Below are 25899 nucleotides of genomic sequence, written 5' to 3'. Positions count from 1 at the left end.
GAGGCCAGGCGCCGACACAATGGCGCGCTGAGCGAGCTTCTTCTATATAAAAGAAGCGCCGGTGCTTGCCGGCGACAAAGGCCGCAGTTTGAACCCCGGCGCCCGAGCCTGACAACCCTCGGCGGCGCTAACTTTTGGCTTTAAGCAGCGGTTTAAAGCGTGCGAAGTGACAGGCGCCTCCAATCACAGGATAATGCGGCTCTTTTTTCGGCGGTTCGCGTTGGCGGACCGGCTCGATACGTTTGCTTGTTTGGCCGCCTTAGCCTGACAACCTTGGAGTGTCTGGTTTGATCGTCTTTCGTTATCTATCCCGCGAAGTCCTGCTGACCCTGAGCGCCGTGAGCGCCGTGCTGCTGGTCATCATCATGAGCGGACGCTTCATCAAGTACCTTGCCCAGGCGGCCTCCGGCGCCCTGGATCCGGGCTCCCTGTTCCTGATCATGGGGTTCCGCCTGCCGGGCTTCCTGCAATTGATCCTGCCGCTGGGGTTGTTCCTCGGCATTTTGCTGGCCTATGGGCGCTTGTACCTGGACAGCGAAATGACCGTGTTGTCGGCCACCGGCATGAGCCAGCAACGGCTGTTTCGCATGACCCTGTTCCCGGCCACATTGGTGGCGCTGGTGGTGGCCTGGCTGAGCCTGAGCCTGTCGCCCCAGGGCGCCAACCAATTCCAGCTGCTGATCAACCAGCAGGACGCCATGACCGAATTCGACACCCTGGTGCCAGGGCGTTTCCAGGCCCTGCGCGACGGCACGCGGGTGACCTACACCGAACAGCTCTCGGATGACCGGATCGACCTGGGCGGCGTCTTCATTACACAAAAGAACCTGTCTTCGGACTCCAAGAAGGACCGTGGCATTTCCGTGCTGGTGGCCGAGAAGGGCCGGCAGGAAATCAACCCCGACGGCAACCGCTACCTGATCCTGCACAATGGCTATCGCTACGATGGCAAGCCGGGGCAGGCCGACTACCGGGCCATCAAGTACGACACCTATGGCGTGCTGTTGCCCAAGCCCGAGGTCAGCGACGAAGTCACCGACCGCGACGCGATGCCCACCGCCAGCCTGCTGGGCAACAAGGACATTCGTGCCCGCACCGAGCTGCAATGGCGCCTGTCGTTGCCGCTGCTGGTGTTCATCGTGACCCTCATGGCGGTCCCGCTGTCACGGGTCAACCCGCGCCAGGGTCGTTTCCTCAAGTTGCTGCCGGCGATTCTCCTGTATATGGCTTACCTGACCATCCTGATTTCCGCCCGCGGCGCCCTGGAGAAGGGCAAGATCCCGCCAGCGCTGGGCTTGTGGTGGGTGCATGGCATCTTCCTGGCCATCGGCCTGGGGCTGCTCTATTGGGAACCCCTGCGCCTGAAACTGGCCAGTCGTCGCAGCGCGCAGGAGGTGGCCCGTGGTTAAACTCGACCGCTACATCGGCAGCAGTGTGTTCATGGCGATTCTCGCGGTGCTGGGGATCATCCTTGGCCTGGCGACCCTGTTTGCCTTCATCGATGAAATGAGCGACGTCAGCGACACCTATACCCTCACGGACGTGGCGAGCTACGTGCTGCTGACCGCGCCTCGGCGCCTGTACGACATGCTGCCGATGGCGGCGCTGATCGGCTGCCTGATCGGCCTGGGCAGCCTGGCCAGCAACAGCGAGCTGACCATCATGCGCGCCGCAGGCGTGTCCATTGGTCGGATCGTCTGGGCGGTGATGAAGCCGATGCTGGTGCTGATGCTGGTGGGTGTGTTGATCGGCGAATACATCGCCCCGGCCACCGAGAACACCGCCCAGGCCAACCGTTCCCTGGCCCAGGGCGGCGGTGATGCGCAAAGCGCCAAGCACGGCCTGTGGCACCGCCAGGGTGACGAGTTCATCCACATCAACTCGGTCCAGCCCAATGGCATCCTCTATGGCGTGACCCGCTATCGTTTCGACGACCAGCGGCACATGCTGTCATCGAGCTTCGCCAAGCGCGCGAACTTCGCCGAGGACCACTGGCAATTGAGTGATGTCACCACCACCCTGTTCCATGACAAGCGCACCGAAGTGGTCGCCGCCCCGCAAGAGCGTTGGGACGTGTCGATCAGCCCGCAGTTGCTCAGCACCGTGGTGATGGCGCCGGAATCGCTGTCGATTACCGGTTTGTGGGGCTATATCCACTATCTGGCGGACCAGGGCCTGAACAATGGCCGCTACTGGCTGGCTTTTTGGGTCAAGGTGTTGCAACCGCTGGTCACCGCCGCCCTGGTGTTGATGGCGATTTCCTTCATTTTCGGCCCGCTGCGTTCGGTGACCCTCGGTCAACGGGTGTTTACTGGCGTACTGGTAGGTTTCACCTTCCGTATCGCCCAGGATCTGCTGGGGCCGTCGAGCCTGGTGTTCGGTTTCTCGCCGCTGTTCGCGGTGCTGGTCCCCGCCGGTGTCTGCGCGTTGGCCGGGCTCTGGTTGCTGCGTCGGGCGGGTTGAGCTACATCCAACGTGGCGAGCGGGCTCCCTCGCCACAAGAGCTCATCGACAGGCGAACGTGACGCTTGCGCGGTGTATCAGGTACAATTCCCGGCTATTTTTCGGCGGGCCATGCCTGCAGCCTTTTTGAGTGTTGATCCGTGAGTGATTTGAGTCATATCCGCAATTTCTCCATCATCGCCCACATTGACCATGGCAAGTCGACGCTGGCTGATCGCTTCATCCAGATGTGCGGCGGCCTGGCCGAGCGTGAAATGGAAGCCCAGGTCCTGGACTCCATGGACCTCGAGCGCGAGCGCGGGATCACCATCAAGGCCCACAGCGTTACCCTCTATTACAAGGCCCGCGACGGCGTCACCTATCAGCTGAACTTCATCGATACCCCGGGCCACGTCGACTTCACCTATGAAGTCAGCCGGTCGCTGGCGGCCTGTGAGGGTGCATTGCTGGTGGTCGATGCCGGCCAGGGCGTCGAGGCCCAGTCGGTCGCCAACTGCTACACGGCCATCGAGCAGGGCCTGGAAGTCATGCCGGTGCTGAACAAGATCGACCTGCCCCAGGCCGATCCGGACCGCGTGAAGGAAGAAATCGAGAAAATCATCGGCATCGACGCCACCGACGCGGTCACCTGCAGCGCCAAGACCGGCCTGGGCGTGGATGAAGTGCTCGAACGCCTGGTCACCACCATTCCCGCGCCAACCGGCAACATCGAGGATCCGCTGCAGGCGTTGATCATCGACTCCTGGTTCGACAACTACCTGGGCGTAGTCTCCCTGGTTCGCGTGCGCCATGGCCGCGTGAAGAAGGGCGACAAGATCCTGGTCAAGTCCACCGGCAAGATCCACCTGGTGGACAGCGTCGGGGTCTTCAACCCGAAACATACCGCCACCGTCGACCTGAAGGCCGGTGAAGTGGGCTTCATCATCGCGGGCATCAAGGACATCCACGGGGCGCCGGTCGGCGACACCCTGACCTTGAGCTCCACCCCCGACGTCGATGTGCTGCCCGGTTTCAAGCGCATCCAGCCGCAGGTCTATGCCGGCCTGTTCCCGGTCAGTTCCGACGACTTCGAGGATTTCCGCGAAGCCCTGCAAAAGCTGACCCTGAACGACTCGTCCCTGCAATACACTCCGGAAAGCTCCGACGCCCTGGGCTTCGGCTTCCGCTGCGGGTTCCTGGGCATGCTGCACATGGAAATCATCCAGGAGCGCCTGGAGCGCGAGTACGACCTGGACCTGATCACCACGGCACCGACGGTAATCTTCGAGCTGCTGCTCAAGAACGGCGAAACCCTCTACGTCGACAACCCGTCCAAGCTGCCGGACCTGTCGGCCATCGAAGACATGCGCGAGCCGATCGTGCGGGCCAACATCCTTGTGCCTCAGGAGCACCTGGGTAACGTCATTACCCTGTGCATCGAGAAACGCGGTGTGCAACACGACATGCTGTTCCTCGGCACGCAGGTCCAGGTGACCTACGACCTGCCGATGAACGAAGTGGTGCTGGACTTCTTCGACCGCCTCAAATCCACCAGTCGCGGCTATGCTTCGCTGGACTATCATTTCGATCGTTACCAATCGGCTAATCTGGTGAAACTGGATGTGCTGATCAACGGTGAGAAAGTCGATGCCCTGGCATTGATCGTGCACCGTGACAACGCGCACTACAAAGGTCGTGCATTGACCGAGAAGATGAAGGAACTGATTCCGCGGCAGATGTTCGATGTGGCAATCCAGGCCGCCATTGGCGGGCAGATTGTGGCGCGTACAACCGTCAAGGCGCTCAGAAAGAACGTATTGGCCAAATGCTACGGCGGCGACGTCAGCCGTAAGCGCAAGCTGTTGGAAAAGCAGAAGGCCGGTAAAAAACGCATGAAGCAGGTCGGTAACGTGGAAATTCCACAGGAAGCCTTCCTTGCGGTGCTCAGGTTGGATAGTTAGGTCCTATGTCGCTAAATTTCCCGCTGTTGCTGGTTATCGCCGTGTTTGTCTGCGGCCTGTTGGCGTTGCTTGATCTGTTGTTCCTGGCGCCTCGGCGCCGGGCGGCCATCGCCTCTTATCAGGGCAGCGTCAGCCAGCCTGATGGCGTGGTGGTCGAAAAGCTCAACAAGGAACCGCTGCTGGTCGAATACGGCAAGTCGTTCTTTCCGGTGCTGTTCATCGTGCTGGTGCTGCGCTCGTTCCTGGTGGAACCGTTCCAGATCCCGTCCGGCTCGATGAAGCCGACCCTGGACGTGGGCGATTTCATTCTGGTGAACAAGTTCTCCTACGGGATCCGCCTGCCGGTGATCGACAAGAAAGTCATCGAGGTGGGTGACCCGCAGCGCGGTGATGTCATGGTGTTCCGCTTCCCGAGCGACCCGAACGTCAACTACATCAAGCGCGTGGTCGGCTTGCCGGGCGACACGATCCGCTACACCGCCGACAAGCGTCTGTTCGTCAATGGCGAATCAGTGGCCGAACAATTGCTCGGCTCCGAGCCGGGTACGCTGGGCAGTGCCGAACTCTACCGGGAAAAACTCGGCGAGGCCGAACACCTGATCCGCAAGGAAATGAGCCGCTACCGCGCAACGCCGGACCGTTCGTGGACCGTGCCGGCGGGGCACTATTTCATGATGGGCGACAACCGCGACAACTCCAACGACAGCCGTTACTGGGATGATCCGAACATTCCCAAGGACCTGCTGGGCATGGTCCCGGACCGAAACATCGTCGGCAAGGCCTTTGCGGTCTGGATGAGCTGGCCGGAACCCAAACTCAGCCACCTGCCGAATTTCTCGCGGGTTGGCCTGATCAAGTAATCACACACGGCGCTGTTGAACACAGCGCCGAATGCTTTTCTGGAGCCTGCACAAGGTTGCCCGGAGGCATGAAGCCAACGATAGTCAGGACGTCATTTTTGAACACAGCGTTAATTGTCCCAAGCCAACGGTGCCTTGCCACCGTGGCGGTGGAATCCAGCCACGAACTCAGCGTGGGTAAACCGTGAGCGTTTCTCTAAGCCGTCTCGAGCGTCAGCTCGGCTACACCTTCAAGGACCCGGACCTGATGCTCCTGGCCCTCACTCACCGCAGTTTTGCCGGGCGCAACAACGAGCGCCTGGAATTCCTCGGTGATGCCATCCTCAACTTCGTGGCCGGCGAGGCGCTGTTCGAGCGCTTCCCGCTGGCCCGCGAAGGCCAGTTGTCGCGTTTGCGCGCGCGGTTGGTAAAAGGTGAGACCCTGGCCGTACTGGCCCGTGGTTTCGACCTGGGCGAATACCTGCGCCTGGGCTCCGGTGAATTGAAAAGCGGCGGTTTCCGTCGCGAGTCGATCCTGGCCGATGCCCTGGAAGCGTTGATTGGCGCGATCTACCTGGACTCCGGCATGGACATGGCGCGCGAACGCGTGCTGGCCTGGCTGACTTCCGAGATCGACAGCCTGACGCTGGTGGACACCAACAAGGATCCGAAGACCCGTTTGCAGGAATTCCTGCAATCGCGCAGTTGCGAACTGCCGCGCTACGAAGTGGTGGATATCCAGGGTGAGCCGCATTGCCGAACCTTCTTCGTCGAATGCGAAGTTGTCCTACTGAATGAGAAAAGCCGGGGTCAGGGTGTGAGTCGTCGTATTGCCGAACAGGTAGCGGCCGCCGCAGCACTGATTGCCCTGGGCGTGGAGAATGGCAATGACTGATACAACCGTCACCCGCTGCGGCTATGTCGCCATTGTCGGTCGGCCGAACGTGGGCAAGTCCACGTTGCTGAACCACATCCTGGGCCAGAAACTGGCGATCACCTCGCGCAAGCCCCAGACCACCCGCCACAACATGCTGGGCATCAAGACCGAAGGCGCCGTGCAGGCGATCTACGTCGACACCCCGGGCATGCACAAGGGTGGCGAAAAGGCCTTGAACCGCTACATGAACAAGACTGCCTCGGCGGCGTTGAAAGACGTCGACGTGGTGATCTTCGTGGTCGACCGCACCAAATGGACCGAAGAAGACCAGATGGTCCTCGAACGCGTCCAGTACGTGACAGGGCCGTTGATCGTGGCGCTGAACAAGACCGATCGCATCGAAGACAAGGCTGAACTGATGCCGCACCTGACCTGGCTGCAGGAACAGTTGCCCAATGCCCAGATCATCCCGATCTCTGCCCAGCACGGCCATAACCTCGACGCGCTGGAGCGGGTGATTGCCGAACACCTGCCGGAAAACGATCATTTCTTCCCTGAAGACCAGATCACCGACCGTAGCAGCCGTTTCCTCGCCGCCGAGCTGGTGCGCGAGAAAATCATGCGCCAGATGGGCGCCGAGCTGCCGTACCAGATCACGGTCGAGATCGAGGAGTTCAAGCAACAGGGCAAGACCCTGCACATCCATGCGTTGATCCTCGTCGAACGTGACGGCCAGAAGAAAATCATCATTGGCGACAAGGGCGAGCGCATCAAGCGCATCGGCACCGAGGCGCGCAAGGACATGGAGCTGCTGTTCGACTCCAAGATCATGCTCAACCTGTGGGTCAAGGTGAAGGGCGGCTGGTCCGATGACGAGCGTGCGCTGCGTTCGTTGGGTTACGGCGACCTGTAACCCCAGGATCATGGTGGGCGGGCTTTTGTGGCGAGGGAGCTTGCTCCCGCTCGGCTGCGAAGCAGTCGTAAAATCAGGCAATGCGGTGTGTCTGACTGAACGAAGTCGTTGAACCTGGGGCTGCTTCGCAGCCCAGCGGGAGCAAGCTCCCTCGCCACGAAGCTTTCTTCCATAGTCGATATCTTCTGATATTCAGGCCCCTGATGCCCCCAACCCAACCCACCGGCCAATCCGCCTACGTCCTCCACAGCCGCGCCTACCGCGAAAGCAGCGCCCTGGTGGACTTCCTCACGCCCCAGGGGCGGCTGCGGGCGGTGTTGCGGGGGGCGCGGGGCAAGGCGGGGACGCTGGCGCGGCCGTTCGTGCCGCTGGAAGTCGAATTTCGCGGGCGGGGCGAGTTGAAGAACGTCGGGCGCATGGAAAGCAACGGCGTCGCCGCCTGGCTCAACGGCGAGGCGTTGTTCAGCGGCTTGTACCTCAATGAACTGCTGATCCGCCTGCTGCCCGCCGAAGATCCTCACCCGGCCGTCTTCGACCACTACGCCGCCACGCTGCTGGCCCTGGCCGAAGGCCGTCCGCTGGAACCGCTGCTGCGGTCGTTCGAATGGCGCCTGCTGGATGACCTGGGCTATGGCTTCGCCTTGAGCACCGACCTGCACGGTGAGCCCATCGCCGCCGACGGCCTCTACCGTTTGCAAGTGGATGCTGGCCTGGAGCGGGTCTACCTGCTGCAACCGGGGCTGTTCAACGGCGCCGAGCTGCTGGCCATGGCCGAGGCCGACTGGAGCGCGCCGGGCGCCTTGTCGGCGGCCAAGCGCCTGATGCGCCAAGCCTTGGCCGTGCATTTGGGCGGTCGGCCCCTGGTCAGTCGCGAGCTGTTTCGCAAGCCCTGATCAACCCGTATGCTGTGGGCCGACTATCTGTCCCTTCAGGAGCCTTTTTGTGAGCACCAGCAATCGCATTCTTCTCGGCGTGAACATCGACCATGTCGCCACCCTGCGCCAGGCCCGCGGTACGCGCTACCCGGATCCGGTCAAGGCCGCGCTGGACGCGGAAGAGGCGGGTGCCGACGGCATCACCGTGCACCTGCGTGAAGACCGTCGCCACATCCAGGAGCGCGACGTGCTGCTGCTCAAGGACGTGCTGCAAACCCGCATGAACTTCGAAATGGGCGTGACCGAGGAAATGATGGCGTTCGCTGAGCTCATCCGCCCGGCGCACATCTGCCTGGTGCCGGAGACGCGCCAGGAACTGACCACCGAAGGCGGCCTCGACGTAGCGGGGCAGGAATCGCGGATCAGCCTGGCGGTGGAGCGCTTGTCGAAGATCGGCGCCGAGGTGTCGCTGTTCATCGATGCCGACGAACGGCAGATCGAAGCGTCCAAGCGGGTCGGCGCCCCGGCCATCGAACTGCACACCGGTCGTTACGCCGATGCCGAAACCCCCACCGAGGTGGCCGACGAGCTGCAGCGGGTCGCCGATGGCGTCGCCTTTGGCCTGGCCCAGGGCTTGATCGTCAACGCCGGCCATGGCCTGCACTACCACAACGTTGAAGCCATCGCGGCCATCAAGGGCATCAACGAGCTGAACATCGGCCACGCGCTGGTGGCCCATGCGTTGTTCGTCGGGTTCAAGTCGGCGGTGGCGGAAATGAAAGCGCTGATCCTGGCTGCCGCCAAGTCCTGACCGCAGCCACCATCCCCTGTGGGAGCAAGCTTTGCTCCCACAGATCTGCTTCCACAGGCTAGCTCCCGCAGGCCCGCTCCCACATTAAGGGTTGTGTACAGCTGTCAGAGCTGCGGGGATTCCTGGTTCGGCTTGCTCTTGTCCACACCCGGCACGTGCAGGTTGCCCTCGGCCACCTGGTCGCCTTCGAGCTGCGGCTGCGTCACCCAGGTCAGGATGTCGTAGTAGCGACGGATGTTCGCCACGAAATGCACGGGCTCGCCGCCCCGGGCGTAGCCGTAGCGGGTCTTGCTGTACCACTGCTTCTGGGACAGGCGCGGCAGGATCTTCTTCACATCCAGCCACTTGTCCGGGTTCAGACCTTCCTTGGCCGCCAGTTTGCGGGCGTCGTCCAGGTGGCCGCTGCCGACGTTATAGGCAGCCAGGGCGAACCAGGTGCGGTCGGGCTCCTGGATGCTTTCGTCCAGTTGGTCCTTCATGTAGGCCAGGTACTTGGCGCCGCCCATGATGCTTTGCTTTGGGTCCAGGCGGTTGGACACGCCCATGGCCTGGGCGGTGTTCTGGGTCAGCATCATCAGGCCGCGCACGCCGGTCTTGGACGTGACCGCCGGTTGCCACAGTGATTCCTGGTAGCCGATCGCGGCCAGCAGGCGCCAATCGACTTTTTCCTGCTTGGCGTAGGCCTTGAAGTGCTGCTCGTATTTGGGCAGGCGTTGTTGCAGATGCTGGGCGAACGTGGTGGCGCCCATGTAGCCGAGGACATCGACGTGGCCGTAGTAGCGGTCCTTGAGGCGTTGCAGCGTGCCGTTCTTCTGCACCTTGTCGAGGTAGCTGTTGATCTCGTTGAGCAGGCTGTTGTCTTCACCAGGGGCCACCGCCCAGCTCTGGTTGCGGGCATCGCCGAGGTCGAAGGCCACGCGCACGTTGGGGAAGTAGACCTGATTCATCGCCACTTCGTTGGAGTCCACCAGGGTGAGGTCGATCTGGCCCTCGTCGACCATGCGCAGCAGGTCGACCACTTCAACCGCGTCGGACTCTTCGTATTCGATGCCGGGGTATTGCTGTTTCAGCTGCGCCAGCTGTTCGGCGTGGCTGCTGCCCTTGAGCACCATGATCTTCTTGCCCGCCAGGGCGGCCGCGTCGGTGGGGCGTGACTGGCCATTGCGGTAGATGACCTGCGGGGTGACTTCCAGGTAGGCGTGGGAAAACCGCACCTGCTTCTTGCGCTGTTCGCTGCTGACCAGGCCTGCGGCCGCCAATACCGGACCGTTGGGTTTGCCGATCTGGTTGAACAGGTCGTCAAGGTTGTCGGCGGTCTCGATCTTCAGTTCCACCCCCAAATCGTCGGCGAAGCGCTTCACCAGCTCGTATTCGAAGCCGGTTTCACCGTTACGATCCTCAAAGTAGGTGGCGGGGCTGTTTCGGGTAACCACCCGCAGCACGCCATCCTCCTTTACGCGCTCCAGTGTGTTGGGTTTCTCAACACAACCACTGAGCACCAGGAAGAGTCCGGTTGCGATCAGCCATCTGGCATATCGCGGACGCAAAGCCGTTGGGGAAAACATCTGCGCAGTATACGCAAACGGCCCCTACCGCCATATCTCGACAGCAAAAGGCCAGTCTGCTAGCGGTTGCAAAACATGTCCGCAACACCGGCCCGCCGGGGTGTGGCGGGCTTTGCACCGCTGAAAAATATCTCTGCGCGAACCTTGGCACGAGGGCTCAATACCTCCGTACGCGTAAAGACCGACATTCGGCCAGCACCGTGCGTGCCGTTTCGGGTGCCGTTGCCGGCGGTTTAGGCTAGAATGCACGGCCTCAAAGCACACCCCCTTCCCGAGGCTGTCCCGAAGATGTTGATCCTGCGCGGCGCTCCTGCCCTTTCTGCCTTTCGCCACAGCAAACTCCTTGAGCAACTGAGCCAAAAGGTTCCGGCTGTCAGTGGCTTGTATGCTGAATTCGCTCACTTCGCCGAAGTCACCGGCGGTTTGACCGGCGACGAACAGCAGGTGCTCGCGCGCCTTCTGAAGTACGGCCCCAGTGTTCCTGTCCAGGAGCCGGCCGGTCGCCTGTTCCTGGTGCTGCCGCGTTTCGGCACCATTTCGCCATGGTCGAGCAAGGCCAGCGACATCGCCCGCAATTGCGGCCTGACGAAGGTCCAGCGCCTGGAGCGCGGCATTGCCTTTTATGTCGCCGGTGAGTTCAGCGAGGCCGAGGCCCGGTTGATCGCCGAAGGCCTGCATGACCGCATGACCCAGGTCGTGCTGGGCAACCTGGAGCAGGCCGCCGGTCTGTTCAGCCACGCCGAGCCCAAGCCGCTGACGGCCATCGACGTACTGGGCGGCGGCCGTGCCGCACTGGAAAACGCCAACGCCGAACTGGGCCTGGCCCTGGCCGAAGACGAGATCGATTACCTGGTCAACGCCTTCCAGGGCTTGAAGCGCAACCCGCACGACATCGAACTGATGATGTTCGCCCAGGCCAACTCCGAGCACTGCCGCCACAAGATCTTCAACGCCAGTTGGGACATTGACGGCCAGAGCCAGGAAAAAAGCCTGTTCGGCATGATCAAGAACACCTATCAGATGCATAACGAAGGTGTGCTGTCGGCCTACAAGGACAACGCGGCGGTGATCGTCGGCAACGTTGCCGGTCGCTTCTACCCGAACCCCGAGACCCGCCAGTACGGTGCGGTCCAGGAGCCGGTGCACATCCTGATGAAGGTCGAGACCCACAACCACCCGACCGCCATTGCGCCGTTCCCGGGCGCGTCCACCGGTTCCGGTGGCGAGATCCGCGACGAAGGCGCCACCGGGCGCGGTGCCAAGCCCAAGGCCGGCCTGACCGGCTTCACCGTGTCGAACCTGCAGATCCCGGGCTTCGAACAGCCGTGGGAAAAGCCCTACGGCAAGCCTGAGCGTATCGTCAACGCCCTCGACATCATGATCGAAGGTCCCCTGGGGGGCGCGGCGTTCAACAACGAATTCGGCCGTCCGGCCCTGACCGGCTACTTCCGTACCTTCGAACAGTCCATCACCACCCCCCGTGGTGAGGAAGTCCGTGGTTACCACAAGCCGATCATGCTCGCGGGCGGCATGGGCAACATCCGCGCCGAACACGTACAAAAAGGCGAGATCCTGGTCGGCTCCAAGCTGATCGTCCTCGGCGGCCCGGCCATGCTGATCGGCCTGGGTGGCGGCGCGGCTTCCTCCATGGCCACCGGCACCAGCTCGGCCGACCTGGACTTCGCCTCGGTCCAGCGGGAAAACCCGGAAATGGAACGCCGTTGCCAGGAAGTCATCGACCGTTGCTGGCAGTTGGGTGAACACAACCCCATCAGCTTCATCCACGACGTCGGCGCGGGCGGCCTGTCCAACGCCTTCCCGGAACTGGTCAACGACGGCGGCCGCGGTGGCCGTTTCGAACTGCGCAACATTCCGAACGACGAGCCGGGCATGGCCCCGCACGAAATCTGGAGCAACGAATCCCAGGAACGTTACGTCCTGGCGGTCGGCCCGGCCGACTTCGAACGCTTCCAGGCCATCTGCGAGCGCGAGCGCTGCCCGTTCGCGGTAGTGGGTGAAGCCACCGCCGAGCCGCAACTGACCGTGACCGACAGCCACTTCGGCAACAGCCCGGTGGACATGCCGCTGGAAGTGCTGCTGGGCAAGGCCCCGCGCATGCACCGTTCGGCGGTTCGCGAAGCGGAGCTGGGCGATGATTTCGATCCGTCGACCCTCGACCTCGCCGAGTCCATCGAGCGCGTGCTGCATCACCCGGCCGTGGCGAGCAAGAGCTTCCTGATCACCATCGGCGACCGCACCATCACCGGCCTCGTGGCCCGTGACCAGATGGTCGGCCCATGGCAGGTGCCGGTGGCCGACGTGGCCGTGACCGCCACCAGCTTCGACGTCTACACCGGCGAAGCCATGGCGATGGGCGAGCGCACGCCGCTGGCGCTGCTGGATGCCCCGGCCTCGGGCCGCATGGCGATCGGCGAGACCCTGACCAACATCGCGGCTTCGCGTATCGGCAAGATTTCCGACATCAAGCTGTCGGCCAACTGGATGTCCGCCGCCGGTCACCCGGGTGAAGATGCCCGCCTGTACGACACCGTCAAGGCTGTCGGCATGGAGCTGTGCCCGGAGCTGGGCATCACCATTCCGGTGGGCAAGGACTCCATGTCCATGGCCACGCGCTGGAACGACGAAGGCGTGGACAAGAGCGTGACCTCGCCGCTGTCGCTGATCGTGACCGGTTTCGCCCCGGTCACCGACATCCGCCAGACCCTGACCCCGCAACTGCGCATGGACAAGGGCACCACCGACCTGATCCTGATCGACCTGGGCCGTGGCCAGAACCGCATGGGCGCCTCGATCCTGGCCCAGGTGCATGGCAAGCTCGGTTCGCAAGCGCCGGACGTCGACGATGCCGAAGACCTGAAGGCGTTCTTCGCCGTCATCCAGGGCCTCAACGCCGACGGTCACCTGCTGGCCTACCACGACCGTTCCGACGGTGGTTTGCTGACCACCGTGGTGGAAATGGCCTTCGCCGGTCACTGTGGCCTGAGCCTGACCCTCGACAGCGTGGCCGAGTCCACGGCTGAAATCCCGGCCATCCTGTTCAACGAAGAACTGGGTGCGGTGATCCAGGTTCGCCAGGACGCCACCCCGGACATCCTCGCCCAGTTCAGCGCCGCCGGCCTGGCCGATTGCGTCTCGGTGATCGGCCAGCCGATCAACAACGCCCACATCAACATCACTTTCAATGGCGACACCGTCTTCGAAGGCCAGCGCAGTCTGTTGCAGCGTCAGTGGGCTGAAACCAGCTACCAGATCCAGCGCCTGCGCGACAACGCCGAGTGTGCCGAGCAGGAGTTCGACGCGCTGCTGGAAGAAGACAACCCGGGCCTGAGCGCCAAGCTCAGCTACGACGTCAACCTCGACGTGGCCGCGCCCTACATCAAGAAAGGCATTCGCCCACAAGTGGCGGTCCTGCGCGAGCAGGGCGTCAATGGCCAGGTGGAGATGGCGGCAGCGTTCGACCGCGCCGGTTTCAACGCGATCGACGTGCACATGAGCGACATCCTGGCCGGTCGTGTCGACCTGAACGACTTCAAGGGCATGGTCGCCTGCGGCGGTTTCTCCTACGGCGACGTGCTCGGTGCCGGTGAAGGCTGGGCCAAGTCGGCGCTGTTCAACAGCCGCGCCCGCGACGCGTTCCAAGGTTTCTTCGAGCGTAACGACAGCTTCACCCTCGGCGTGTGCAACGGTTGCCAGATGATGTCCAACCTGCACGAGCTGATCCCGGGCAGCGAATTCTGGCCGCACTTCGTGCGTAACCGTTCCGAGCAGTTCGAAGCGCGCGTGGCGATGGTCCAGGTCCAGGAGTCGAACTCGATCTTCCTGCAGGGCATGGCCGGTTCGCGCATGCCGATCGCCATCGCCCACGGCGAAGGCCATGCGGAGTTCGAAAGCGAAGAAGCCCTGCTCGAAGCCGACCTGTCCGGTTGCGTGTCGCTGCGTTTTGTCGACAACCACGGCAAGGTCACCGAAACCTACCCGGCCAACCCGAACGGCTCGCCGCGCGGGATCACCGGCCTGACCAGCCGCGACGGCCGTGTCACGATCATGATGCCGCACCCGGAGCGGGTGTTCCGCGCGGTGCAGAACTCGTGGCGTTCGGACGACTGGAACGAAGACGCGCCCTGGATGCGCATGTTCCGTAACGCCCGCGTCTGGGTGAACTGAGACGGTGTACAAGCTCTGCTTCTTCGTCCCGGCCAGTCACGTGGACGAGGTCAAAAGCGCCGTATTCGCTGCCGGTGGCGGGCGAATCGGCGGCTATGACCACTGTGCCTGGCAAGTGTTGGGCCTGGGCCAGTTTCGCCCGTTGGACGGCAGCCAGCCGTTCATTGGCGAGGCGGGGCAGGTCGAGCAGGTCGAGGAGTGGAAGGTAGAGCTTGTCGTTGCCGATGAGCTGATTCGTGGGGTGGTGAAGGCGCTGAAACAAAGCCATCCCTACGAGACGCCAGCGTATGAAGTGTGGCGGTTGGAGGATTTCTGATCCTCGGTTCGCTGAAATGAAAAACCGCTGATTGAACCAGCGGTTTTTTATTGCCCGGGTGAATGGCAAAACCATGCCCGCCAGCGCAAGCAGGTCCAGTGATCCCAGAACCTGCGCTTGGCACAATCCACCCTGTGGGAGCGAGCTTGCTCGCGATAGCGGTAGGTCAGCTTACATAAACGGTGGATGTGCCGCCGTCATCGCGAGCAAGCTCACTCCCACATGGGACCTCCAGTGGGCCCGAAATATGTGCTCGACGCCAATCAACTGTGGGAGCGGGCTTGCCCGCGAAGGCGTCGGGTCAGCTTGCATTGATGTTGGATGTACTGGCCTCTTCGCGAGCAAGCCCGCTCCCACACGGGATCGTCCTGGTCTGTCTACTGATGCCGGTTCTCGAGGCGGCAAGCTTCTTTTTCAATGCCGATGCACTCGACCGGTTCACCCACGCCTTTCTCGAACCGGCGAGCATTCATCAATAGCCCGCCCTTGATGCCGCCAATGAATGCGAAGGCGCCTGGACGGTTGCCGGTATTCTCCCCTGACAGATCCACCGCCACACTGTTGGGCCTGACCTCATACACCCAGCCGCCGTCTGCCGCTTCCGTGACCGCCCAGATCTTGGCGTCGCTATAGTCACGAAACGCCACGACGACCGATTGAATGGAAGGAGACTCCGGGCTGCTCGCCCAGCGCAAGACCGGTGGTTGCGAGTTTTTTGCCCGTAACCCACGGGCAAGTGCGTCCGCTCCTTGCACTGGGTTGATCCTCGAGGAACCCACCGCCCAGAGTGATTCCTTGTTCGTCACCCAGGCCAGGCCTTCTGGCGGGGTGATCTTGCTCCAATCGATGGGCGTCGCTGCGACTTCCAGCATCGTCTCGTGACCGGAGGGTTCGCGATAGTCCGGGTTGGCGATGCAATCGGCCAGGTCGGTTTTCTTGCAGGCCTGCTTGATAAAGTGCCCTTTGACCCCGCCGGGGTAGCTGATCTCTTCCTCGCCGATAATAGGTCCCCCCGATTCCTGTTGGTCGATGCCATGGGGGGCCTTGAATTCGAATACCCATTCGTTGGCGAAGCTCTGGGCGATACGCTGGCTGCGCGTGGTACTGCTGTAGACCGAGCGCTGGGCCCCGGCCCCGTGCTTGAACCAGTTGTACATCCATGTGTCCTCGGGGAAGGTCACGGATTTGGGCAGCAAGCCGTCCTGGAAGGCCTCGAGGCCTTGATTGGTGGTGTCTCCCCGATAGAGCGTGTCCAGGTCGGTCCGCCAGCGCAATAAGGGTTGGGTCTTGCGGATATCCACGCTGGGATCCGCCGTGACCTGGAGCCAGGCCTGGTACCAAGGTTCATCCTTCCGCGCCGAGTCCTGGGTCGTTGCCCACGCATTGGGGTTCGCTTGCCAGGTGCCTGCCAATACCATGGCGACAGTCGCCGCCCGTATAAAACCGCTGCTTCTACTCATGATGTGGACACCTCTCCTGAAACGAGGATGCCAATCGAATCACATACTTCATTACGACCTATTCTTCGAATTGACAGTTTAATTATCGATTGCTCAGTGCCAAGGCAACGCTGGGGTGTGCCTCGGTTCACTGCGTGAGAGTGAGAATAGATGACTGTGCTGGGCTGTAAGATCTTATTTTGTAACAAGCATCTCAGTTGGAAGCGACCGCGAATATCAGCATGTGTTTGTTGGCTGTTACTGGTCGGAATTATCCGTTACCTGTTATTTCTGACAGTTGCTGGCTCTTGGTCGATGACCTTTAATCGAGGGTTTTGTCGAGGGTTCGCGCTAGATAACTTTTCGGTTGGGTACAGGCTCGGACTTGATGCAGTAAGTACCGGCCTCATCGCGAGCAAACTCGCTCCCACAGGAGCAGGTGCCGATCACAGGTTTTGTGAACAACACCCAGCCACTGTGGGAGCGAGCTTGCTCGCGATAAATCGAAAGACGAATACAAAAATCCCGGTAGAACACTAGGCCCCTGCATCGACCTTGCGGCCATGCGCCAGGCCGTCCAATGCCTGCCATAACCGCGGCGCCTTCTCCCCCAGCAGCAAGTGCCAGACGCCATCCTCCAACGAGCTCATACCCTGACACCCCAACCCTTTGAGCCGGCTTTCCGACAAGCCCTTGTCATCGGCCAGCCGCACCCGTAGCCGGCTCGTCGCCACGCACTCGAGTTGCAGGACATTGTCCTGGCCTCCGAGGGCGTCCAGCCATTGTTGCGCTTCAGTGCTGGAAAGGGCGGCAGGCGTTGTCGGTGCAGGGGCATTCGGCACCGGTGCGGTGACCGGGCGAAGGGAGGAGGGCACCGCCAGGCGGATTTCATCGGCAATGCTGTCGGCCATCGGCCCCACCACCACCTGCAGGCTCCCGCCGTTACCTGGGCGCACCACGGCCATGGCGCCGAGGGCCTTGAGCTGGGCGTCGGAGGCCTTGTTGCGATCCACCATGTCCAGCCGCAAACGCGTGGTGCAGGCACCGATGGTGATCAGGTTGTCAGCGCCGCCCAAGGCCTGGATGTAGGCCGCGGCCCGCTGGTTTTCGGCGATGGCCGGTTTGTCGCCTGCCGGTACCTCTTCACGCCCCGGGGTCTTCAGGTCGAAGCGGCGGATGCAGAAGTCGAACACCAGGTAATAGATTGCCGCATAGGCCAGGCCCACCGGGACGACCAACCAGCCGTTGGTGGATTTGCCCCAGCCCAGGACCATGTCGATGAAGCCGCCGGAGAAGGTAAAGCCCAGGTGAATGCCCAGCAGATTGGTCACGGCCATCGACACACCGGTGAGCAGCGCGTGGACCAGGAACAACAAGGGCGCGAGGAACATGAAGGCGAATTCGATCGGCTCGGTGACACCGGTCAGAAACGAGGTCAGCGCCATGGACAGCAGGATCCCACCCATGACCTTGCGCCGCTGGGGCAAGGCATTGCGGTACATCGCCAGGCACGCGGCGGGCAGGCCGAAGAGCATCACCGGGAACATGCCGGTCATGAACTGGCCACCCTTGGGGTCGCCGGCGAAATAACGGCTCAGGTCACCGGTGACCACCGCACCGGTGGCGGGGTCGGTGAAACTGCCGAAGATGAACCAGGCCATGTTATTGAGGATGTGGTGCAGGCCGGTAACGATCAGCAATCGGTTGAACACCCCGAACACGAAGGCGCCGAAACTGCCGCTTTCCATCAGCAAGGCGCCGAAACCGTTGATACCCTGCTGGATCGGTGGCCAGATAAGGCCGAACACCACGCCCAGCCCGACGGCGCTGAAGCCGGTGGCAATCGGCACGAAGCGCCGGCCACCAAAGAACGCCAGGTACTCCGGCAGCTTGATGTCCTTGAAGCGGTTGTACAGCGCCCCCGCCAGCAGGCCGCTGATGATCCCGGCGAGCATGCCCATGTTGATGCTGGCATCGAGCACCTTCAGGGTCGCGATCATCACCAGGTAGCCGATGGCTCCGGCCAACCCCGCCGTACCGTTGTTGTCCCGGGCGAAGCCCACGGCGATGCCGATGGCGAAGATCATCGCCAGGTTGGCGAAAATCGCCTGGCCGGCATCGTGGATGATGGCGATGTCCAAGAGATCGGTGTCGCCCAGGCGCAGCAACAGGCCGGCGATGGGCAGGATCGCGATGGGCAGCATCAGTGCCCGGCCGAGGCGTTGCAGCCCTTCGATGAAATGCTGGTACATGGCGTCTCTCCCTTTATTGTTCTTCGAAGTGGCTCAGCCCAGGGGCCAGTGTCGATGGCAGGCACGGCGTACCGCGAGTGCGCTGCCCAGGTTCAGCAGTTCGTTGCTCAAGCGAGCGCATTGCGCGGCGTCGAGGTGGCGCACGCGGTCCTTGATTTCGCCGATCTGCGGCGGGCTGACCGACAGTTCCCGTACACCCAGGCCGATCAGTACAGGCGTGGCCAACGGGTCCGAGGCCAGGGCCCCGCACACGCCGACCCAACGCCCATGCTTGGCGGCACCGGCGCAGGTCTGGGCGATCAGCCGCAGCAACGCGGGGTGCAAGGCATCGACCCGGGCGGCGAGGCCGGCGTGGTCGCGGTCCATGGCCAGGGTGTATTGCGACAGGTCGTTGGTGCCGATGGAGAGGAAATCCGCATGTTCGGCCAATTGTTCGGCCAGCAACGCGGCGGCCGGCACTTCGATCATCACCCCCAGTTGCGGGCGTTCGCCCAGGCCCAGTTCAGAGCCAAGGGCATCGAGGCGTTGGCGGACGTGCAGCAGCTCGTCGACTTCGGTGACCATGGGCAACAGGATCCGGCAGCGGTCCAGCGGACGGGTTTGCAGCAAGGCGCGCAGTTGCTGGTCAAGCAGATCCGGTCGCACCTGGGCCAGGCGAATGCCGCGCAGGCCCAGTACCGGGTTGGCTTCGCTCGGCAGGGGCAGGTAGTCCAGTTGCTTGTCACCGCCGACGTCGATGGTGCGAATGATCACCGGTTTGTCGCCCATGGCCTCGAGCACGGCTTGATAAGCCTGGCGCTGCTCTTCTTCGTCGGGGGCGGTGTGGCGGTCGACGAAGAGAAATTCGGTGCGTAACAAGCCAACGCCATCGGCACCGTTGGCCAAGCTTTCGCCTGCTTCGGCGCTGGAGGCCACGTTAGCGGCGACTTCCACCTCCACGCCATCGACGGTCCGCGCCGGCGTGTGGGCGAGGCTCTGTTGTTGGGCGCGCAGGGCCGTGCGTCGGGTCTGTGCTTGCCGCACCTGCGCCAGGCGCTCGACGGTTGGCGTCAGTTCGAGGCGGCCACCGTCAGCGTCTAGCACCACCGATTGCCCTGGCGCCTGTGCAAGCAGTGCCTCGCCCAGCGCCACCAGGCACGGCAGGCCTTTGCCCCGGGCCAGGATCGCCACATGGGACGTCGCGCCGCCCTCGACCATGCACACGCCGGCCACGCCTTGGGCGCTGAGTTGCAGCAGGTCCGACGGGGTCAGTTCCTGGGCGGCGACGATGGCGCCCGCCGCGACGTCGAATTGCCAGGCTCCACCCAGCAACGCCCGCAGGACCCGTTGGCGCAAATCACGCAAGTCGTTGGCGCGCTCGGCCAGCAGCGTGCTGCCCAGTTGTTGCAGGACCTGGCATTGCGTGTCGATGGAGCGGCTCCAGGCGTGGGGCGCGGCACTGCCTTGTTCGATGAAGAGGTCGGCGGCATCCAACAGCACCGGGTCCTCCAGCAGCGCCAGGTGGGCACTGAAGATCGCCTCTTCATCGTGATGCTTCTTGGCCCGGGCGTGCTCCAGCGTGAGGTGGATGTCGCCACGGACCTGGGCCAGAGCGTCACTCAGACGTTGGCGCTGCTCTTCGACGGCATGGCCGCCGATGTCTTCCGGCAATTGAATGCCGCTCAACCGAACCAGCGGCCCAGTCACCAGCCCGGGCGCGGCACATACGCCATGCAACACACCTTCTTCTGCATTCGCCCGTGGTGGTTCGGGCGGCGGCGCGCTGGCATGGGCTTCTTCCACCAGGGCTGTGGATAAGGTCGTCAGCAAGGCTTGCAGCGCCGCCTCGGCATCGCTGCCCCGGCAACTGACGTGCACTTGCGCCTGTTCGGTGATGGCCAGCCCCATCATCCCCATTACGCTGTCGCACGAGGCTGACTTGCCGCTGAAGTGCAGCTGCGAGCGGCTCTTGAAGCCTTGCGCGGTCTGGCGCACCAGCGCCGCCGGGCGGGCGTGAAGACCGCCGCGATGGGCGATGCGGACCTGGCCGAACACTTCGATGCCACCGTCTTGGTCGTGATGTTCCGCCTGGCCGACGGCCTTGGCGAGAATGTGCAGCAGCGGCTCGCCGACCTTCACCCCTTTGAGGGTGATGGGCCGCGCCTGGAAGTGTTCGCCGTTGGTGATGACCAGCAGGCTGACCAGGCTCTTGCTGCGCAGCGCCACTTTATCCATGTCATAACGCAGCAGCGGCTGGCCATGGCTGACCCGTGCACCTTCCTTGACCAGCATGGAAAACCCGTCGCCCTGCAGCTCGACCGTATCCAGGCCCAGGTGCAGCAGCAGTTCGGCGCCATTGTCGGCCCGCAGGGTCACGGCGTGGCCGGTGCGGGCGACGTGGATCACTTCAGCGTCGCACGGTGCGTAGAGGGTGTCGTTCAGCGGGTCGATGGCGATCCCATCGCCCATGGCGCCGCTGGCGAACACCGCGTCCGGGACATTGGCGAGGGTGAGCACCGGGCCGCTGAGGGGGGCGCTGAGGATCAGCTCTTTATTGTTGTTGGGCATGGGCTCGCTCTCTTCAGGCTCTTGTTTGAAAAGCAGTCGGATCAGTGGGTACGGGTGACCTTGCTCAGGTGCCGTGGCTGGTCCGGGTCCAGGCCTCGGGCCACGGCCAGGCTCGCGGCCATCGCGTAGAAGCTCTGGATCGCCAGGATCGGGTCCAGGGCCGGGTGTTCGGCGCGGCTCAAGGTCAGGTCGCGTTCGACAATGTCATCAGGTGCCGCCAGCAGGACCCGGGCACCGCGCTGGCGCATGTCCGCGGCCAGGCTCAACACGCCGGCCTGTTCGGCACCGCGCGGGGCGAACACCAGCAGGGGGTAGTCATGGTCGATCAGCGCCATGGGCCCGTGGCGAACTTCGGCACTGCTGAAAGCCTCAGCCTGGATCGCCGAGGTTTCCTTGAACTTGAGTGCTGCTTCCTGGGCGATGGCGAACCCGGCGCCCCGGCCGATCACCATCAACCGCTGACAGTCGCGCAGGGCGTCGACAGCGCTGTGCCAGTCCTGGCGGGCGGCCTCGCGCAGGCCCTCGGGCAGGGCACCGCCGGCTTCGAGCAACTCGGCGTCAGCTTTCCAGTGGGCCACCAGTCGCGCACTGGCGCTGAGGGTGGCAATGAAGCTCTTGGTCGCGGCGACGCTGCTCTCGACGCCGGCACACAACGGCACGCTGAATTCACAGGCGGCTTCCAGAGGCGAGTCGGTGGCGTTGACCAGGGCCACGCTCAAGGCGCCACGCTTGCGCAACAGGCGCAGGCTGTTCACCAGGTCCGGGCTCTGTCCCGACTGGGAAAAACCGAACGCCACTTGGCCGCTGACCTTCAGCGGCGCCTGTTGCATGGTCACCACCGACATCGGCAGCGAGGCCACCGGGATGCCCAGTTGCTGCATGGTCAGGTAAGCGAAATAGCTGGCGGCGTGATCGGAGCTGCCCCGGGCGACAGTCATCGCCACTTGCGGTGGCTGGCGGCGCAGGCGTCCGGCGATTTCCTCGAGGGCCGGGTCCAGTCGCTGCAACTGGCGCTCGACCGCTTCATGGGAGGCCAGGGCCTCTTCAAGCATTTTGGAAGTCAATGGCTTCTCCTTCGACCATCACGTCGGTCAGGGTCAGGGAACGGTCAAGGCGTACGCAGTCGGCCCAGGCACCGGGCTGCAGGCGACCGCGCTCGGGCAGGCCGAGGTAGTCGGCGGGAAACTGGGACAGACGCTGGGAGGCTTCGGCGATGGGCAGGCCGATTTTCACCAGGTTGCGCAGGGCCTGGTCCATGGTCAGGGTGCTGCCGGCCAGGGTGCCATCGGCCAGGCGCACCCCGCCCAGGCACTTGGTCACGGTGTGGCTGCCCAGCTTGTATTCGCCGTCGGGCATGCCGGCGGCGGCGGTGGAGTCGGTGACGCAATACAGGCACGGGATCGAACGCAAGGCCACGCGCATCGCACCGGGGTGCACGTGGAGCAAGTCCGGGATCAACTCGGCATATTGCGCATGGGCGAGGGCCGCACCGACGATACCTGGCTCGCGGTGATGCAACGGACTCATGGCGTTGTACAGGTGAGTGAAACTGCTGGCCCCGGCCGCCAACGCCGCGACGCCTTCTTCGTAGCTGCCCAGGGTATGGCCGATCTGCATGCGCACGCCTCGGGCGCTGAGGGCACGGATCAAGGCATCATGGCCGGCGATTTCCGGGGCGATGGTAATCACCCGGATCGGCGCCAGGGCCAGGTAGCTCTCCACCTCGGCCAGCAGCGCGGTGTGGGCGAAATTCGGTTGCGCGCCGAGTTTTCCGGGGTTGATGTAAGGGCCTTCCAAGTGCACGCCCAGGACCCGGGCGCTGCCGTTCGGACGCTGCTCACAGAACTCGCCGAGGGCCTGCAGCACGCTGGCGATCTCTTCGCTGGGCGCGGTCATGGTGGTGGCCAAGAGTGCGGTGGTGCCAAAACGCAGGTGGGTGCGGGCGATGGTCTCGAACGCCGAAGCCCCTTGCATGATGTCCTTGCCGCCGCCGCCGTGGACATGCAAGTCGATAAAGCCGGGCAGCAGGTAGGGCAGGTCGTTGCTCGCCGGATCGCAGGGCTGGCCTTCGATGGCCACGACTCTACCGTGCTCATGGAGCAGGCGGCCGCGAACCCAGCCGTCACAGGTGAGGATGTTGTCTTCGGACATGGGAAATTCTCTGCTCGTCTAGCGCCGCAGCTCTGCGACAAAGTCGTAGTAGTCGTTGCGGCAATAGGTGTCGGTGACTTCGATGGGGGTGTTGTCTTCCAGGTAGCCGACCCGGGTCATCAGCAACATCGCGGTGCCGGGGGCGATGCCCACCAGGGCGGCGAATTCGTCCGAGGCGTTGATGGCCTGGATGTGTTGCAGGGCGCGCACCACCGGCTTGCCGATGCCGTCGAGAAAGGCGTAGAGGGAATCGCCCACCGCTTGCGGCTTGGGGATGATCGAGGCGGGCAGGGTGCTCATCTCGATGGCCATGACCGTGTCGTCGGCCTTGCGCAGGCGCTTGAGCCGCGCGACTTTGTCGGTGGGCGACAGGCCCAGGCGGATCAGTTCTTCGTGGGTGGGCGGGGTGATTTCCCGTTCCAGCCATTGGGACCCGGGCACAAAGCCCTTGAGCCGCAGCATCTCGCTGAAGCCGCTGAGGCGTGACAGCGGCTGTTCCAGGCGCGGGGTGATAAAGGTGCCCGAACCCTGGTTGCGGCGAATCAAGCCTTGTTCGAACAGCACTTCCAAGGCCTTGCGCGCGGTGACTCGGGAAATGCCCAGTTGCTCGCTCAAGCTGCGCTCGGACGGCATCGCCTGCTCGGCTTTCCACTGGCCGGCATGAATCGCCGTCTCCAGGTTTCGCGCCAATTGCAGGTACAGCGGCGTGGGTTGGGTGTCGTCAGGGCGCAGGGCCAGGATGTCGTTCATATCGGTGTCCGATGCGGTTATTGAGTTGTTGTCGCTCGGTAAGTGGGGTGGAAGCTAATACCACTTGAATACCATGTCAACGCCGCTTTCCTGGGTTATAGAGGCGTTGTTAAAGGGTTTTTTCGGGGTGGGATTGAAGTGGTATTAGTGGAAGGGAGTTCGAACGCAAAGATCTGCAGCCGCGACAACGCCTACGGGGTGAACTGGTATTCATCTGTAGGTAATTTCTGAAGATGGTTTTTTTTTGATTTTATTTTTCGATGCTGACGGGCGGTCGTCCGAGCCTATCAAGGCTAACGAGCTGTCGTGGCGAGGGAGCTTGCTCCCGCTAGGGCGCGAAGCGGCCTCAAACCTGACAACCCGGTGTGTCAGGCAAATGGAGTTGCCTGCTTTGGGTCTGCTGCGCAGCCCAGCGGGAGCAAGCTCCCTCGCCACAAGGGGATACGCAGGTGATTGAGTTGGGGGGGGCGAACAAGGCCTTGGACCGGGTAGCGCTTCGGACTTGATGCAATAAGTGCCGGCCTCATCGCGAGCAAGCTCGCTCCCACAGGGGGTTATGCACAACACAAAACTACTGTGGGAGCGAGCTTGCTCGCGATGAGGCCAGATCAGGCAACGAAGATTTGATGCCGGACCAGAGGGCTTTTGTGGCGAGGGAGCTTGCTCCCGCTAGGGCGCGAAGCGGCCTCAAAACCTGACAACCCGGTGTGTCAGGCAAGTGGAGTTGCCTGCTTTGGGTCTGCTGCGCAGCCCAGCGGGAGCAAGCTCCCTCGCCACAGGGGGTTACGGACGAATTTCGATCATCGTGCCATCCGGCACCAGGTTCCAGACTTCGCGCATGTCCACGTTACGCATGGCGATGCAGCCATCGGTCCAGTCCAGCGTATGGAACAGCTGTTCAGGGTTTTCCTCCGAATCAGGCGTGCCGTGGATCATGATCATGCCCCCCGGCTCCACGCCTTCACGGCGGGCGCGGGCGGCGTCGCTGATGTTGGGGTAGGAAATGTGCATCGACAGGTAGAACCGGTCACTGGTCTTGCGCCAGTCCAGCCAATAAAAACCTTCGGGGGTGCGCTTGTCGCCCTCGATCAGCTTGGGGCCTTTCTTGGCGCCCTTGCCCAGGGAGATGCGATAGGTCTTGAGCGGCTTGCCGTCGTTGATCAATTGCAATTGATGAGCGGACTTGAGCACCAGCACTTTTTCGATGACCTTGCCGTTGTAGGTTCCCACCGCGGCGGCCTGGGACACAGTGGTGAACGACAAGCAGAACAGGACAAGCAACCAGCGCATTGAAACGATATCCCTAGAGGTGTTTCGACTGTATGGGTTTTCAGGTGTTGGCCGGCTGAGCCAGCGGCGGGATCGATTCGGATCGCACCGGGTAATCCTCGGCCCGGCGGTCGGCATAGAAATATTCCAGGGTGCGGCCCACCGTACGGAAAGCCAGCTCGTCCCAGGGAATCTCCGCTTCTTCGAACAACTTCACTTCCAGGCTCTCGGGCCCGGCGGCGAAGTCCTCGTCCACCAGTTCGGCGCGGAAGAATACATGTACCTGGCTGATATGCGGTACGTCAATCAGCGTATAGATGCTCAAGTTTCGCACCCGGGCGCAAGCCTCTTCGGCAGTTTCGCGCACGGCGGCCTGTTCGATGGTCTCGCCGTTCTCCATGAAACCTGCCGGCAGGGTCCAGTAACCGCGCCGCGGCTCGATGGCACGCCGGCACAACAGGACTTTGCTACCCCAGGTCGGTACGCAACCGGCCACGATGTTGGGGTTCTGGTAGTGGATGGTGTGGCAGGTGTCGCAAACGAAGCGCAGGCGCGAGTCGCCTTCGGGTATGCGCTGGGTCACCGGGTTACCGCACTGGCTGCAGAATTTCATGCTTGGGTTCCTGAATGCTGCGCCTATCTTGGCGTGCGCGGGCCGGTGTCGGCAAGTTGTCGTTTCGCGACACGACGCGGTGCGGGGGTTGGGC

Annotated in this window: 19 protein-coding genes; 10 read left to right on the top strand and 9 right to left on the bottom strand. The window is 62.9% G+C overall.

Annotation, left to right across the window (positions count from 1 at the left end):
• Positions 1 to 287 precede the first annotated feature (287 nt).
• The 8 genes from lptF to pdxJ all read left to right on the top strand — a co-directional run bounded on the left by lptF (position 288) and on the right by pdxJ (position 8718).
• Positions 288 to 1409: an LPS export ABC transporter permease LptF gene (gene lptF / locus ACZ5M5_RS24680; protein ID WP_464738113.1), complete on the top strand. Its 1122-nt coding sequence runs from the start codon at positions 288 to 290 to the stop codon at positions 1407 to 1409.
• Positions 1402 to 2463 carry an LPS export ABC transporter permease LptG gene (gene lptG / locus ACZ5M5_RS24675; RefSeq protein WP_060740808.1) on the top strand — a complete coding sequence of 354 codons (1062 nt, stop codon included), beginning with the start codon at positions 1402 to 1404 and terminating at the stop codon, positions 2461 to 2463. Before lptF ends, lptG begins: the two co-directional genes overlap by 8 nt.
• Positions 2464 to 2603: 140 nt before the next feature.
• Positions 2604 to 4403, top strand: coding sequence for a translation elongation factor 4 (lepA, locus tag ACZ5M5_RS24670; RefSeq protein ID WP_060740809.1), 1800 nt, complete (start codon positions 2604 to 2606; stop codon positions 4401 to 4403).
• Positions 4404 to 4408: 5 nt separating this feature from the next.
• A complete protein-coding gene (gene lepB, locus ACZ5M5_RS24665; RefSeq protein ID WP_060740810.1) occupies positions 4409 to 5263 on the top strand; it encodes a signal peptidase I in 855 nt (284 codons plus the stop codon).
• A gap of 184 nt (positions 5264 to 5447) precedes the next feature.
• Positions 5448 to 6137, top strand: a complete 690-nt coding sequence (gene rnc, locus ACZ5M5_RS24660; protein ID WP_060740811.1) for a ribonuclease III — start codon at positions 5448 to 5450, stop codon at positions 6135 to 6137.
• Positions 6130 to 7032 (top strand): GTPase Era, encoded by a 903-nt coding sequence (era, locus tag ACZ5M5_RS24655; RefSeq protein WP_003205264.1) that lies wholly within the window; start codon positions 6130 to 6132, stop codon positions 7030 to 7032. The genes rnc and era overlap by 8 nt, the downstream gene beginning before the upstream one ends.
• 203 nt (positions 7033 to 7235) lie before the next feature.
• Positions 7236 to 7925: a DNA repair protein RecO gene (gene recO / locus ACZ5M5_RS24650; RefSeq protein ID WP_060740812.1), complete on the top strand. Its 690-nt coding sequence runs from the start codon at positions 7236 to 7238 to the stop codon at positions 7923 to 7925.
• 49 nt (positions 7926 to 7974) lie between these two features.
• Positions 7975 to 8718 carry a pyridoxine 5'-phosphate synthase gene (pdxJ, locus tag ACZ5M5_RS24645; RefSeq protein WP_464738112.1) on the top strand — a complete coding sequence of 248 codons (744 nt, stop codon included), beginning with the start codon at positions 7975 to 7977 and terminating at the stop codon, positions 8716 to 8718.
• 104 nt (positions 8719 to 8822) lie between these two features.
• Here the strand turns inward: pdxJ and mltF are convergent, their stop codons facing one another.
• Positions 8823 to 10283, bottom strand: a complete 1461-nt coding sequence (gene mltF / locus ACZ5M5_RS24640; RefSeq protein ID WP_081015374.1) for a membrane-bound lytic murein transglycosylase MltF — start codon at positions 10281 to 10283, stop codon at positions 8823 to 8825.
• A gap of 288 nt (positions 10284 to 10571) precedes the next feature.
• Between mltF and purL the strand changes: the two genes are divergently transcribed.
• Together purL and ACZ5M5_RS24630 are read left to right on the top strand one after the other, a co-directional pair.
• Positions 10572 to 14468, top strand: coding sequence for a phosphoribosylformylglycinamidine synthase (purL, locus tag ACZ5M5_RS24635; RefSeq protein ID WP_103310706.1), 3897 nt, complete (start codon positions 10572 to 10574; stop codon positions 14466 to 14468).
• 4 nt (positions 14469 to 14472) lie between these two features.
• On the top strand, positions 14473 to 14784 hold the full coding sequence (locus tag ACZ5M5_RS24630; RefSeq protein WP_060740816.1) for a YqfO family protein: 312 nt from the start codon (positions 14473 to 14475) through the stop codon (positions 14782 to 14784).
• A gap of 377 nt (positions 14785 to 15161) precedes the next feature.
• Here the strand turns inward: ACZ5M5_RS24630 and ACZ5M5_RS24625 are convergent, their stop codons facing one another.
• The 8 genes from ACZ5M5_RS24625 to ACZ5M5_RS24590 all read right to left on the bottom strand — a co-directional run bounded on the left by ACZ5M5_RS24625 (position 15162) and on the right by ACZ5M5_RS24590 (position 25805).
• Positions 15162 to 16244: a scabin-related ADP-ribosyltransferase gene (locus tag ACZ5M5_RS24625; protein WP_464738111.1), complete on the bottom strand. Its 1083-nt coding sequence runs from the start codon at positions 16242 to 16244 to the stop codon at positions 15162 to 15164.
• A 515-nt stretch (positions 16245 to 16759) separates the two neighbouring features.
• Positions 16760 to 18475 carry an N-acetylglucosamine-specific PTS transporter subunit IIBC gene (gene nagE / locus ACZ5M5_RS24620; RefSeq protein ID WP_464738110.1) on the bottom strand — a complete coding sequence of 572 codons (1716 nt, stop codon included), beginning with the start codon at positions 18473 to 18475 and terminating at the stop codon, positions 16760 to 16762.
• A 33-nt stretch (positions 18476 to 18508) separates the two neighbouring features.
• A complete protein-coding gene (gene ptsP, locus ACZ5M5_RS24615) occupies positions 18509 to 21022 on the bottom strand; it encodes a phosphoenolpyruvate--protein phosphotransferase (RefSeq protein WP_464738109.1) in 2514 nt (837 codons plus the stop codon).
• Between the two features lie 41 nt (positions 21023 to 21063).
• Complete coding sequence (locus ACZ5M5_RS24610; RefSeq protein ID WP_464738108.1) at positions 21064 to 22086, bottom strand: SIS domain-containing protein; 1023 nt, start codon at positions 22084 to 22086, stop codon at positions 21064 to 21066.
• Positions 22067 to 23173 (bottom strand): N-acetylglucosamine-6-phosphate deacetylase, encoded by a 1107-nt coding sequence (gene nagA, locus ACZ5M5_RS24605; protein ID WP_060740821.1) that lies wholly within the window; start codon positions 23171 to 23173, stop codon positions 22067 to 22069. Before nagA ends, ACZ5M5_RS24610 begins: the two co-directional genes overlap by 20 nt.
• Positions 23174 to 23191: 18 nt before the next feature.
• Positions 23192 to 23923 carry a GntR family transcriptional regulator gene (locus ACZ5M5_RS24600; protein WP_060740822.1) on the bottom strand — a complete coding sequence of 244 codons (732 nt, stop codon included), beginning with the start codon at positions 23921 to 23923 and terminating at the stop codon, positions 23192 to 23194.
• 783 nt (positions 23924 to 24706) lie between these two features.
• Entirely contained in the window at positions 24707 to 25213 is a 507-nt protein-coding gene (locus ACZ5M5_RS24595; protein WP_464738107.1) for a L,D-transpeptidase family protein, read from the bottom strand.
• A 40-nt stretch (positions 25214 to 25253) separates the two neighbouring features.
• A complete protein-coding gene (locus ACZ5M5_RS24590; RefSeq protein WP_060740823.1) occupies positions 25254 to 25805 on the bottom strand; it encodes an NUDIX hydrolase in 552 nt (183 codons plus the stop codon).
• Between the last annotated feature and the right edge of the window lie 94 nt (positions 25806 to 25899).

This window comes from Pseudomonas sp. Van50, assembly GCF_055390755.1.
Note: the sequence above shows the minus strand (reverse complement) of the source record. Positions and strands in the feature narration are given on the sequence as shown.